The following is a 12,965-nucleotide window of genomic DNA, read 5'->3' as shown; positions in this document are numbered from 1 at the left end:
ATGAGCGTCGTGGCTTTCAAGGAAAGAAATGCCGTGGCCGGCTCGCAAGCCGAGCCGCTGCTGGTCGTCAATGGGATCGAGGTGATCTACAACCATGTGATCCTCGTGCTCAAGGGGGTGTCGCTGACCGTTCCGCAAGGCGGCATCGTGGCGCTGCTCGGAGGCAACGGTGCCGGCAAGACCACCACGCTGCGCGCGGTCTCGAACCTGCTTGCCGGCGAGAGAGGTGCTGTGACGAAGGGCAGCATCACGCTTCGCAACGAGCGCATCGAGGCGCTCACGCCCGCCGATCTGGTTCGTCGCGGACTGGTGCAGGTGATGGAAGGCCGGCACTGCTTTGCGCACCTGAGCATCGAAGAGAACCTGATGACCGGCGCCTATACGCGCACCGATGGCAAAGCCGCGGTGCTGCAGACCCTGGAGAAGGTCTACGCCTACTTTCCGCGGCTCAAGACGCGGCGGACCAGCCAGGCCGCCTACACCTCCGGCGGCGAGCAGCAGATGTGCGCCATCGGACGCGCGCTGATGGCCGACCCGAAAATGGTGCTGCTCGACGAGCCATCGATGGGGCTCGCGCCGCAGATCGTCGAGGAGGTCTTCGCCATCGTGAAAGACCTCAACGACAAGGAGCATGTGACCTTCCTGCTCGCTGAGCAGAACACGAACATGGCGCTGCAATACGCAGACTATGGCTACATCCTCGAGAGTGGCCGGATCGTGATGGACGGCCCTGCCGCCAGCCTTCGGGAGAACGAGGACGTCAAGGAGTTTTACCTCGGCGTCGGTGGGGGGGATCGCAAGAGCTTCCGGGATGTGAAGAGCTACAAGCGGAGAAAGAGATGGTTGTCGTGACTGAAGCAAAGTTGGCCCCGGTGGCCGTGGCAAAGGGCTCGAGGGCCAAGCGGGCCAGTGGCCTGTACTTCGACGCGCTCGACGTGCGGGCTGTCTCGGAGCGCGAGCGTGCGCTCATGGCGGCCCTTCCCCGGCAGATCGCTCATGCGATGACGACGGCTCCCGCGTTGGGGCACATTCTTCGCGACGTGAACGCGTCTTGCGTGACGAGCCGTTCAGTGCTTGCCACGCTTCCAGTCGTACGAAAGCACGAAGACTTCATGGAACGCCAGGCGGCGAGAACTGCGCACGATCCCTTTGCGGGGTTCTCGGCGGTTGGATGGAGCGGCGTGCACGGACCATCCAGCGTGCGTCGGGTCTTTCAGTCACCCGGGCCCTTGTATGAGCCCGAAGGCCACGGCGGTGATTTCGAGCGCACAGCGCGAGCGATGTTCGCGGCAGGCTTCAAGCCCGGCGAGCTCGTGCACAACAGCTTCAGCTATCACCTGACCCCTGCCGGCGCCATGATGGAGGCGGGTGCGCTGGCCCTGGGTTGCGCGGTCTTTCCTGGCGGAACCGGCAATACGGATCTTCAGCTTCGGGCCATCGTGGATCTGCGGCCGACCTGCTATGTGGGAACGCCCAGCTTCCTGAAGGTGCTGCTGGAGCGCGCAGCGGCTCAAGGCATCGCGCGCCTGTCTTTCACCAAGGCGTTGGTTTCGGGCGAGGCCTTTCCGTCGGTTGCCCGAAGCTGGCTCCAGGAGCGCGGCATCGATGCCTACCAGTGCTACGTGACGGCCGAGCTAGGCCTGATTGCCTACGAGACGGCACCGCGTGAGGGCATGGTCCTTGACGAAGGGGTGATCGTGGAGATCGTGCGACCCGGAACCGGGGATCCGGTTGCGGAGGGAGAGATTGGCGAGGTGGTGGTGACATCGCTCAACCCGGACTGCCCGTTGATCCGATTCGGCACCGGTGACCTGTCGGCGGTGTTGCCGGGGCCCTGTCCCTCGGGTCGGACCAACGTACGCATCCGGGGCTGGCTGGGGCGGGCCAATCAGACGGCAAAGGTGCGTGGCATGTTCGTCAGCCCTCAACAGGTGGCAGAAGTTGCTCGCCGGCATCCTGAGGTTAGACGCACCCGTCTCGTGATTGGCGGAAGCAGCGCAAGCGCCTGGGAGCCCGATGCCATGACGCTGAAGGTGGAAGTGGTTAACGCTGCGCCCGGCCTGCACGAGTCGCTGGTGGCCAGCATGCGGGAGGTGACCAAGCTGCGCTGCGAGGTCGAGATCGTCGTGTCGAACAGCCTGCCGAACGACGGCAAGGTGATCGATGATCTGCGAGAGCAATGAGCGGTCTCGATGGCGACGATGCGGACAAACCCTGAAATGTCCAACAGCAGACATTTCAGGCTTTTCCAGCGTCCTACTGTCTCTATGCGCACTGACATTCAGCCGCACAAACCAGTAGGAGACAACTTCATGAAGAACCCGTTACTCACGGCCCCAATGGTCATGGCGCGTGGCCCGCTCACGCATTCGCTTGCAGGGCGATCGACCTGGCGCGTACGCGCCGCCATGTCGACGCTTGTCTTGTTGACGGCAGCGTCCGGATGTGGGGGCGGTGGCGGCGGCAGTCCTGCACTGACGCTACCAACGACCCCTCCGGCACCCGTATCGCCCGCACCGCCGGCCGGGCCAGTGGTGCCGGAGACTCCGCAAGTCAGTGCCGAGAGTCAGTGCCACGCGTTCGTCGGCCAAACCTTCGGGGATGCGACTGTGACGAAAGCCACCTTCGTGCCGACGACCGGCAATGTGCCCGAGTATTGCGTAGTGCTTGGTGAGATGGCGAAAGACCTGGACTTCGAGGTGCGCATGCCCACCGATTGGAACCATCGCACGGTGTTCATGGGCGGGGGGGGCTTCGACGGCGTCATTGCGTCGCCCGCCGTCTATCCCTCGGTGAGCCCTGATCTGGCCGTTCGCCGCTACGCGACGATTGCGACCAACCACGGTCACAACAGCACCAACGGAATGGATGCCTCGTGGGCACTCGACGACCAGATGTTCAGCGACTATGCGAATCAGTCGGTTCCAAGAGTGCTCGCGCCGGCGAAGGCGATTCTGAAGGCTCGCTATGGCAATGCCACTCAGAACACCAAGATCGTGTTCGAAGGCTGCTCTGGCGGAGGACGGCAGGCGTTGTTGCAGGCCCAGCGCAATCCCGAGTTGTTCGACGGGATCATTGCACGGGCTCCTGCCAATGCCTTCAACCCGCAGTTCCTTTCCTATCAAAAGGTCTTCAAGCAACTCGCGAAGCCGGGTGCCGCGCTGACTGCGCCCAAGATCAATGCCATCGCCAATGCCGTGTACGCGAAATGCGATGGCCTCGATGGTTTGAACGACAGAATCATCGGTCGACCCGATGCGTGCAGCTTCGATCCTGTCGAGCTTGCTTGCACGGGCGCAGAGACTGACTCCTGCCTCACGCCGGCACAGGTCGAGTCGGCGCAAACCATCTACTCGTCGACCAACGTGGCCAATGGCCGCTATGTCTGGCCGGCCTTTCCGCCAGGCGGCGAAGAGGGATCTTCATTCACGGGGTCGGAGTGGGGCGGCGCGACATCGAAGGGCTTGATGGAGGGCTACATCAAGTACATGGTTGCCCGGGATGGCACCATTGACCCTCTTCAGCTCGACCCTGCGCAGTACACCGCGCGGATCGACGAGCTTGTCTCGATGATGGATGCGACCGACCCTGACCTCAGCAGATTCAAGGCGCGCGGTGGCAAGTTGATTCTGTGGACAGGCCTGTCGGACTGGCTCATCACCGCGAACAATGCCACGGCCTACTATCAAAGCGTCGTGCAGAGGAGCGGAGGGCAGGCTGCTGCCGACGAGTTCGTCGAGTACTACACCGCGCCCGGGGTAGGTCACTGTGCACTTGGAAATGGAGCCGACAAGGTGGACCTGGCCGGTCCCATGTTCGAGTGGCTCGAACACGGCGTCGCGCCATCGAGTGCGCCGATCACCGCATCGACGCTGTTCGTGCTTCCGGGGACCACGTCCAAAAGCCGGCCTCTGTGCAGGTATCCCCAGTATCCGAAGTACATTGGCGGCGACCCCGATGCGGCCGCCAGCTTTGTGTGCGCGTCAACCTAGCGTTTCCTGCCCGCCCGGGGGAGGGCCGGGCTGTAGCGCTTTGAAAGCGATCAGCTCGTGCGGGCGAAGTGCTGCAGGCCGGGCAGGTCAAGGATCTCGATGGTCCCGTAGCGGGCGCGCAGCAGCCCGGCCTCCTCCAGTTCGTGAAGGGCCTTGTTGGTGTTCTGCCGCGCAAGACCACTGAGGCGCGCGATCTCTTCCTGAGAGATCGCGAGCTGCTTGTTTGTGGAGGGGAAGAGCTGTGGATTGAACAGCTCCGACACACAGAAAGCCACGCGCGCCGTGGCCTCCTGAAACCTGAAGGTCTCGACCAGGGAGACGTAATACGCGAGGCGTGCATTGAGTTGATCGATGACCCAGCGGCTGAAGAACGAGCTGTCGTCGATGAGCCACTGGAACGTGGCGCGCGGCAGGAATGCAACGCAGCTGTCGCGGATGGCAACCACCGCATAGGGCCTGGGTTCGCCCTTGATGACAGCGCCTTCACCGAACCATGAGCCGGACGGAACTCCCGAAAACGTGGTGCTTCGGCCGTCCTCGGCGACCTTGTCCACCTTCAGCATGCCCTCGACAACGCCCATCCAGTGCACGGCGGGCTGGCCGAGAGCGCATATCGTGGCGCCGGCCTGGTACTCGCGTGCGAACGCGTCTCGGCTGACGCGGGCCAACTGCTCGTCAGTCAGTCCGGTGCTCCAGGTGGAGGACGAAAGAAACTCCTGCAATCGACTCGTGCCGGACATGGGTTGCGACAGATATAGCGGTATTGCTTTTATTTTCTGTCGCTGCGATGGGGATCGCAACAAGACCAACCCTACCCATGCAGAGGTGCGGTGCCCCCGAATTTCAGGGTCGGAAGCTGTCCTGTATGTCTTGTGCAAGACATTCACGGACAGCAGCCAAACCTAGGATCTCCTGCAGTTCCCGAACAAGTGCAAGGAGACAAATGCATCGACTATCCCATCCGCCCTCGCTCGAMGGCCAGGATCTGCGGCTTGCCGTCGACTGGGCGATCGTGTCGCGCCGCAGCGTGCGCGCTTTTCTGCCTCGCGACGTATCGAACGAGCAGGTCGCCGACATCCTGGACGTGGCACGCCATGCCGCTTCCGGAATGAACACGCAGCCCTGGCATGTACATGTGGTGCGCGGCGCGGTCAAGGACCGGATCAGCGCGGCCATTGCAGAGATCGACAATGATCCGGACAGAAGCCTCGCGCTGAAGGAGCCCTACGAGTACTACCCGGTGACGTGGACATCGCCGTTCGTCGACCGGCGCCGCAAGGTGGGGTGGGACCTGTATGGCCTGCTGGAGATCGAGAAGGGCGACAAGGCGCGCATGCACGCCCAGCACGGGCGGAACTACAGGTTCTTCGATGCGCCGGTGGGCCTCTTCTTCACCGTGGACCGGGTGATGGAGCAAGGAAGCCTCATCGACTACGGCATGTTCCTGCAAAGCGTCATGGTCAGTGCGCGGGCGCGCGGGCTGGACACCTGTCCGCAGGTCGCTTTCACGAAGTTCCATCGCGTGATTGCCGCCGAACTCGGCATACCGAACAGCCAGATGCTGGTGTGCGGCATGAGCCTCGGCCACGCAGACATGTCTCGTGTCGAGAACACCTTGGTGACGGAGCGCGAGCCGGTGGAACGCTTCACTACCTTTCACGACGATACGCGCAAGGAGGTCCGCTCATGAGCACCAGCATCTATGACAAAGGCCTGGACCGCACCGCGGCCAATTTCGTTCCGCTCAGCCCGCTGCGCTTTCTCGATCGGGCTGCCGATGTCTACCCGGATCGCACAGCAATTGTTCATGGCGAGCTTCGCCGGTCATGGGCGCAGACCCGCGAGCGTTGCTATCGCTTGGCATCTGCCTTGAGCAAGCGCGGCATCCGCCGCGCAGACACCGTTTCCATCATGGCGCCGAATACGCCGGCCATGCTGGAGGCCCATTTCGGCGTTCCACTCTCCGGTGCGGTGCTGAATGCGATCAACTCGAGGTTGGACGTGGAGGGACTCGCGTTCATCTTGCGGCACAGCGAGTCCAGGCTGCTGCTGGTGGACAGGGAGTTCGGTGCATTGGCGAAGCATGCAGTTGCGCTTCTGGACTACCCGCCATTCCTCGTAGACATCAATGACCATGAAGCTCCGGACGGCGAGGCCGTGGGTGATTTGGACTACGAGACGCTCCTGTCCGAAGGAGACCCCGACTTCGATGGCGTGTGGCCTACCGACGAGTGCGAACCCATCGCGTTGAACTACACATCGGGCACCACGGGCGACCCGAAAGGCGTGGTGCCGAGTCATCGCGGTACCTACCTCATGAGCCTGTTGCAGCTGACCGACTGGGCCGTTCCCAAAGCGCCCGTCTACCTGTGGACACTGCCGATGTTTCATGCAAACGGCTGGTGCTTCACATGGGCCATCACCGCCGCCGCAGGTACGCACGTGTGCATGCGCAAGGTCACGGCGGCCGGCATTTACAAGGCGCTCGCCGACCACAAGGCGGATCACTTCTGCGCGGCGCCCACCGTCATGGGCCTGCTGGTGAATGCGCGCGATGAAGAACGTCGGCCTCTCCCCGGCCGCGTGCGTGTTCTCACCGCCGGGTCGCCTCCGCCCGCCGCTGTGCTGGAAGCGGCAGCGGTGATGGGCTTCGACGTCGATCATGTCTACGGCATCACCGAGGTGAGCGGAACGCCAGTCAGTTGTGCGTGGCAACCGGCATGGGATGGGCTGAGCGCGGCCGAACGGGGGCGGCTCCAGGCCCGCCAGGGCGTTCGTGCCGCGGCGCTGGAGGGTTTGCAGGTCGTCGACCCCGAGACGATGCGCCCGGTGCCATTCGACGGAACCACTGCAGGAGAACTGGTGATCCGCGGGAACACCGTCATGAAGGGCTATCTGAAGAACACGGCTTCGACGCAGAAAGCCTTCGAAGGCGGCTGGTTCCGCACCGGCGACATCGCGGTGGTTCATGCCGATGGCTACGTGCAGATCACCGACCGATCGAAGGACGTGATCATCTCCGGCGGTGAGAACATCTCGTCCGTCGAAGTCGAGGACGTTCTGCACCGGCATCCTTCGATCCTCTACGCGGCCGTTGTGGCGCAGCCCGACGAGAAGTGGGGGGAGGTGCCATGCGCTTTCATCGAGCTCAAGCCGGAGTCTCTGAGTCTTCAGGAATCCGAGGTTATCGCCTTCTGCCGTGAACGGCTGGCGCATTTCAAGTGCCCACGCAAGGTGGTGTTCACCGCGTTGCCAAAGACGGCGACCGGGAAGATCCAGAAGTTCAGGCTTCGCGAGTTGGCCGGCAGCCAGTCCGCCATCACTCGCCTTGCCGATTTCTCCGTGCGTGGATGAGCGAGAAATTCGACCGAGTCGAAGTGGGTCACCGGTTCACCGGCGTCCATACCTTCGATGAGGCCCAGGTTCGCACGTTCGCGAGTGCGGCGGGCGACACCAATCCATTGCATCACGATATCGCATTTGCCGAGGTCTCCCGATACGGCCGATTGATCGCCAGCGGAACGCACACAACGGCGCTGTTGTTGGGGCTGACGGCTTCGCATTTTTCCCAGATGCATTCGGTCGTGGGCATCTCGTTTTCCGTCGATCTGCACCGGCCGGTCTGCGCCGATGCGACGGTCTGGATGGAATGGGAAGTCATTGCGGTCACGCACGGCGATCGCGGTTCACAGCGGGTGACGCTTCGGGGATCGATGCGTGACGAGGTGGGTGAAGAGTGCGTGGCTGCACGGGGCACCGTTCGAGTCGGTGCGCCCATGAACATATCAAATCAATAGGAGACCAGAATGCGAATTGAAGGCCATAGCGCGCTGGTGACGGGCGCGGCATCGGGGCTGGGTGCAGCCACAGCGAAGGCGCTCGCCAAGGCGGGCGCAAGAGTGGCCTTGCTCGACTTGAGCAAGGAGCGGGCTTCGCAGCTTGCGATGGAGATCGACGGCATTGCCGTCGAATGTGACGTGTCGGATGGACCTTCCGCGGAGCGTGCCATTGCGGCCGCTGCGGCCGCGCACGGTCCTGCTCGCATCCTCGTGAACTGTGCCGGCATTGCGCCGGGCGTGAAGATCGTCGGGCGCAACGGCCCGATGGCGCTGGAGGAGTTCAAGCTGGCGGTGGACATCAATCTCGTCGGCACCTTCAACATGATCCGGCTTGCCGCCGCGCAGATGATGGCGCTCGAGCCGATGGAAGATGGCGAGCGGGGCGTGATCGTGAACACAGCGTCGGTCGCGGCTTTCGAAGGACAGGTCGGGCAATCGGCGTATGCGGCTTCGAAGGGCGGCGTCGTCTCGCTCACGCTCCAGGCGGCGCGCGAATTTGCATCAGCGGGCATCCGCGTCTGTACCATCGCACCAGGCCTGTTCGAGACGCCGATGATGGCCGGGATGCCTGAATCGGTGCGCAAGAATCTGGCGTCAGTCACCCCGTTTCCTCAGCGGCTCGGACGTTCCGAAGAGTATGCCGAGCAAGCACTCAACATGGTGCGCAGCGTTATGCTAAACGGTGTGACGCTCAGGCTGGATGGGGCGCTGCGGATGCAGCCGCGCTGAAGTCTCGCCGCTGCGATGAGAGCGCTAAAGATGGCCGACTTTAGTCGCACGAAGAACAAGTTTCAGAAGACGTGGCAAGGACGAGGCAGCTCCCGCCATGCGCGCCACCTGAACCCAGCGGCGCAGCATGTTCGCATTCAGTCCACTGGCCAGTGCCACTCCGGCCGCCGACGCATTCGGCTGGCGTGCCCACTCGATGACCCGCATTCGTCAAGATGCCGCCGCCAGCCTTGCCTGGGCGGCGTCTCAACCGCCACTCTCGTTCCTGAAGTATCCATGTTTCCGTGCAAAAGTCCGTGGACATAAGCACCCATGGTCGACTACTGAACTTTAATGTGAGTTGACCGGACGCATGCATTCATCGAGTGTCGTAAGACTACGGTGGGGCGATGGCGGACTGGCCGAAGCCGTGGGCGTGGTGCAGTTGAGGCGATGCCGGGCGCCAACTTTCTGTTAGAGGGGGAAAATCGCAAGTGCTTCAAAGCCAACTTTCTGTTTGCAAAGCCCACTTTCTGTTAGCAGGTCCTATCGACTCCCAAGGCCACTGTCCTCCTGCTGTAGAGCAGCGCGATAGCTCGCATTAGGTCGTGGCGGCGGATGCGCGATCCTGGAGGCTTTGGCGATCACGCCCCGGCAGGAGTTCATTCGATTCCCTGTCCTTCAGCGGGCGCCCCCAACTGCAAGGCGCCCCTCGTCAGCAGGAGTCCATTCCGAAAGAACTACCATGCGCCATGCGATACGAACTGACGGATCTGCGCCTCTTCATGGCGATCGCGCAGGCGGGAAACCTGTCGATGGGCGCAGCCCAGGTCCACATCACCGCGTCCTCCGCCAGCTACCGGCTCAAGAACTTCGAGCACGCCATGGGCACGCCAATGTTCACCCGGACGGCCCGCGGCATGGAATTGACCTTGGCAGGCGAAGCCGCCCTTCGGCACGTGCGGGAGCTGTTCGAGGGCGTCGAGCGCATGCACGGCGACGTCGGCCGTTACACCGCCGGACTCAAGGGGCACGTGAGGCTGGCGGCCAACAGCAGCGCTCTCAACGGATTCGTCACGCAGAGCCTGGGCCGCTTCCTGGTGCTCAACCCCGACGTCGATGCCGAGGTCGAGGAACGCCAGAGTGAAACCATCCCCGCCGCCGTGTTGGCGCGGGAGGCAGACATCGGCATCTTCGCCGGTGCGACCTCGGCGGAAGGCCTGCTCGTGCATCGCTATGCACTGGACCGCTTGGTGATCGTGGCGGCGCCTGACCATTCCATCGCGACGTTGCCTGAGACCAAGCTGGGACATGCGCTGGACTTCGATTTCGTCTGCATGAGTCGCTCCAGCAGCAACTTTCTGTTCTTGCGCGACATGGCGCAGAAGCTGGGACGGCCGCTGCGCGCGCGACTTCATGCCCACAGTTTCGATGCGGTGCTGGCCCTGGTGGAGTTGGGCGTCGGGATCGCGCTGGTTCCGCGCAGCGTGGTCCTGGCGACCGGGCTATCGAAGGGCTTGTCGATGGTGCCATTGGCCGAGGACTGGAGCCTGAGAGAACTCAAGCTGGTTGTTCGAGAGGATGCGAGGTTGCCAGGGTTCACGCAGGCATTCATACAGTTTCTGCTCGACGATCCCCTGGCCGCGTCGACCCGCGACGAAATCTAACGGCAATAGGGAAAACCCGAGCCAGGTGCTGAGATTCGGCGAATCCGTCGTTCGAATCATTCGGATGGCCTCGAAACATCCCCGTCCCTAGACTTCTCCCACTCTTGCTGATCACCGGCGGAGGACGGGAAGCCTTGCTGCCGACCGTCTCATCAATCGCCTCTTGCCAGAGGCCGAAGGAGACAGAATGTTCAATTTCTCGTCGCAGCGTCGCGCCTGTGCCGCGCTGTGCCTCTTGCCCTCCCTTCTGATTGCGGGCGCTGCGTTCGCACAGTCTCCTGCCTGGCCGACGAAGCCCGTGACCATCGTGGTGGCCTATCCGCCCGGCGGCATGACGGACATCGTCACTCGGCTGCTCGCCAAGGAGCTGACGGCGACGTTCAACCAGCCCTTCATCATCGACAACAAGGCCGGCGCCGCTGGCCAGGTGGGCACCGAATACGTCGCCCATCGCCCAGCCGACGGCTACACGCTGCTGGTGACTGCCACCGGCTATGTGATCGCCCCGTTCACCCGCCCGAAGGTCAACTACGACCCACTGAAGGATCTGATTCCGCTCGCCGCGCTGGTCCAGACGCCCAACATGATCGTGGTCAACCCCTCGGTCAAGGCCAACACCGTCCCGGAATTCCTCGCCTGGGCCCGCAAGGAGCCCAGCGTGCCCTATGCCACTTCGGGCGCCGGCGGCTCCACCCACTTGGCGGGCGAACTGCTGCGCAAGGTCAGCGGCGCGCCGTTCACCCACGTGCCCTATCGCGGTGCCGCACCCGCCGTGGCAGATACCGTCAGCGGCCAGGTCCAGGTGGCCGTGCAGGATTCCGTCACGATCGCCACGTTCCTCAATGCGGGAAAGCTCAAGCCCATCGCGGTCACGAGCGCGCAGCGCAGTCCGCTGTTCCCGAACGTGCCGACGCTGAAGGAATCCGGCTTTGCAGACTTCGACGTCTACACCTGGCTCGGGCTGTTTGCGCCGGCCGGCACGCCATCTGAGGTCCTGCAAAAGATCAATGCCGCAACGACGAAGATCATGCAATCGCCGGAGATGATCGAGAGTCTGAAGAAGCAATCCAGCGAGCCGATGGCGCCGAGGGATCTTGGGCAGACACGCAAGTTCGTCGAGGGCGAGCTCACGAAATGGCGTGACCTGGTTCGCACGACGGGTGTCAAGGTCGAGGACTGATCCCATGGCTGGCAGCGCAACCGAACCCGGCGCAAACGCGAAGCAGACACAGGCGCTTGGCGCCGATGCCCGCTACTTCGCCGCGCTCGCCGAGAACCGCTTCGAGATTCCACAGTGCGACACCTGCGGACGTCACCACTTCTTCCCGCGGGTGCTCTGCCCGCATTGCGGCTCGGAAGTCCTCAACTGGACGGTCCCGAGCGGCCGCGGCACCGTGTACTCGACCACGGTGGTGCGGCGCCCCGAGGGCGACTACACCGTCTGCCTCATCGATCTCGCCGAAGGTCCGCGCCTGATGAGTCGCGTCGTCGAGATCGCACCCGACGCGGTTCATATCGGCATGGCCGTCCAGGCGCGCATCGACATGCTGGAAGCCGGGCCACTGCTGGTCTTCAAACCGCTGGAGGATCTGGCATGAAACGCGGCGACATCGCCATCCTCGGCACCGGTCTGGCGGGTCTCGGCCATGCTGGTGGACGCACCGAGCAGGAAATCATTGCGCAAGCGGCCAGCCAGGCGGTCGCCGGCAGCCAGCTGCGCATGTCGGACATCGACGGGATCGTCACCTCGAGCCTGACTTCGCCCTGGTGGGTGATGCGGATGGCCGAGTACCTGGGCATCCGGCCGCGCTTCTCGGACAGCACCATGTTCGGCGGATCGTCCTTCATCGCCGATCTGCGGATCGCGGCGATGGCCATCGAGGCAGGCGAATGCGAGAACGTCCTCGTTTGCTACGGCAGTACGCCGCGCAGCATTCCCAGCAGCTCGCAGCAAAACCAGATGCGCGCGGCGCTCGACCCCCAGCCTTACGAGCATCCGTACAAGCCGTTCAATCCGGTGTCCAGCTACGCGCTGGCCGCGGCGCGGCACATGCACGAATTCGGCACCACGCGGCGCCAGCTTGCCGAAGTGGCCGTGGCGGCACGGCAGTGGGCTCAGCGCAATCCCGATGCATTCGCGCGCGGTCCGTTGAGCATCGACGACGTACTGGGCGCCAAGATGATCTCGGATCCGCTCACGGTGCGCGACTGCTGCCTGGTGACCGATGGCGCCGGCGCCTTCGTCGTCAGTTCATCCGAGCGCGCCAAGTCGCTGCACGCCAACCCGATCTACGTGCTGGGTTGCGGCCATGCGCACTGGCATCGTCAGATCTCGTGCATGGAAGACCTGACCGTGACGCCAGCGCTCGAATCGGGCCGCTTGGCCTATGCGCAGGCAGGGCTGTCGCCCAAGGACATCGACGTGCTCGAGTGCTACGACGCCTTCACCATCAACCCGATCCTCTTTCTCGAGGACCTGGGCTTCTGCAAGAAGGGCGAAGGCGGCGCCTTCGTCGAAGGTGGACGCGTCGCGCCAGGCGGCAGCTTCCCCATGAATACGAACGGCGGCGGCCTGTCCTGCACGCACCCGGGCATGTACAGCATCTTCCTCGTTATCGAGGCCGTGGCTCAACTGCGTCGCGAAGCTGGCGATCGCCAGGTGATTGATGCCGAGGTGGCCATGGTGCACGGCAACGGCGGCGTCCTGTCCAGCCAAGCCACCGCCATTCTCGCGAACGCCCTTTGACGCACGACGACTG

The 12,965-nt window shown here is 63.4% G+C and carries 12 protein-coding genes; 11 read left to right on the top strand and 1 reads right to left on the bottom strand.

Annotated features, from left to right (window positions below; all coding sequences use genetic code 11):
• The 3 genes from AC1DFC_RS09735 to AC1DFC_RS09725 all read left to right on the top strand — a co-directional run bounded on the left by AC1DFC_RS09735 (position 1) and on the right by AC1DFC_RS09725 (position 3,992).
• The gene (locus tag AC1DFC_RS09735; protein ID WP_007836513.1) at positions 1 to 852 is read left to right on the top strand and encodes an ABC transporter ATP-binding protein; all 852 of its coding nucleotides are present in this window, start codon (positions 1 to 3) and stop codon (positions 850 to 852) included.
• A 116-nt stretch (positions 853 to 968) separates the two neighbouring features.
• Entirely contained in the window at positions 969 to 2,183 is a 1,215-nt protein-coding gene (locus tag AC1DFC_RS09730; protein ID WP_478179129.1) for a phenylacetate--CoA ligase family protein, read from the top strand.
• Positions 2,184 to 2,312: 129 nt separating this feature from the next.
• On the top strand, positions 2,313 to 3,992 hold the full coding sequence (locus AC1DFC_RS09725; RefSeq protein ID WP_478179115.1) for a tannase/feruloyl esterase family alpha/beta hydrolase: 1,680 nt from the start codon (positions 2,313 to 2,315) through the stop codon (positions 3,990 to 3,992).
• A 50-nt stretch (positions 3,993 to 4,042) separates the two neighbouring features.
• Here the strand turns inward: AC1DFC_RS09725 and AC1DFC_RS09720 are convergent, their stop codons facing one another.
• Positions 4,043 to 4,732: a Crp/Fnr family transcriptional regulator gene (locus AC1DFC_RS09720; RefSeq protein WP_007836516.1), complete on the bottom strand. Its 690-nt coding sequence runs from the start codon at positions 4,730 to 4,732 to the stop codon at positions 4,043 to 4,045.
• Positions 4,733 to 4,935: 203 nt separating this feature from the next.
• Here AC1DFC_RS09720 and AC1DFC_RS09715 point away from each other — a divergent pair, with 203 nt between their 5' ends.
• The 8 genes from AC1DFC_RS09715 (at position 4,936) to AC1DFC_RS09680 (ending at position 12,952) form a co-directional block, all read left to right on the top strand.
• On the top strand, positions 4,936 to 5,682 hold the full coding sequence (locus AC1DFC_RS09715) for a nitroreductase (RefSeq protein ID WP_478179114.1): 747 nt from the start codon (positions 4,936 to 4,938) through the stop codon (positions 5,680 to 5,682).
• On the top strand, positions 5,679 to 7,346 hold the full coding sequence (locus AC1DFC_RS09710; protein WP_478179113.1) for an acyl-CoA synthetase: 1,668 nt from the start codon (positions 5,679 to 5,681) through the stop codon (positions 7,344 to 7,346). The genes AC1DFC_RS09715 and AC1DFC_RS09710 overlap by 4 nt, the downstream gene beginning before the upstream one ends.
• Positions 7,343 to 7,789, top strand: coding sequence for a MaoC family dehydratase (locus AC1DFC_RS09705; RefSeq protein WP_478179112.1), 447 nt, complete (start codon positions 7,343 to 7,345; stop codon positions 7,787 to 7,789). The genes AC1DFC_RS09710 and AC1DFC_RS09705 overlap by 4 nt, the downstream gene beginning before the upstream one ends.
• Before the next feature lie 9 nt (positions 7,790 to 7,798).
• The gene (locus AC1DFC_RS09700) at positions 7,799 to 8,560 is read left to right on the top strand and encodes an SDR family NAD(P)-dependent oxidoreductase (protein WP_478179111.1); all 762 of its coding nucleotides are present in this window, start codon (positions 7,799 to 7,801) and stop codon (positions 8,558 to 8,560) included.
• Between the two features lie 731 nt (positions 8,561 to 9,291).
• The gene (locus tag AC1DFC_RS09695; RefSeq protein WP_007839213.1) at positions 9,292 to 10,206 is read left to right on the top strand and encodes a LysR substrate-binding domain-containing protein; all 915 of its coding nucleotides are present in this window, start codon (positions 9,292 to 9,294) and stop codon (positions 10,204 to 10,206) included.
• Between the two features lie 187 nt (positions 10,207 to 10,393).
• A complete protein-coding gene (locus AC1DFC_RS09690; protein ID WP_007839212.1) occupies positions 10,394 to 11,386 on the top strand; it encodes a Bug family tripartite tricarboxylate transporter substrate binding protein in 993 nt (330 codons plus the stop codon).
• Positions 11,387 to 11,390: 4 nt separating this feature from the next.
• Positions 11,391 to 11,804 carry a Zn-ribbon domain-containing OB-fold protein gene (locus AC1DFC_RS09685; protein WP_478179110.1) on the top strand — a complete coding sequence of 138 codons (414 nt, stop codon included), beginning with the start codon at positions 11,391 to 11,393 and terminating at the stop codon, positions 11,802 to 11,804.
• On the top strand, positions 11,801 to 12,952 hold the full coding sequence (locus AC1DFC_RS09680; RefSeq protein WP_007839208.1) for a thiolase: 1,152 nt from the start codon (positions 11,801 to 11,803) through the stop codon (positions 12,950 to 12,952). Before AC1DFC_RS09685 ends, AC1DFC_RS09680 begins: the two co-directional genes overlap by 4 nt.
• Positions 12,953 to 12,965 lie beyond the last annotated feature (13 nt).

This window comes from Variovorax sp. 10L421 (assembly GCF_056395365.1).
Note: the sequence above shows the minus strand (reverse complement) of the source record. Positions and strands in the feature narration are given on the sequence as shown.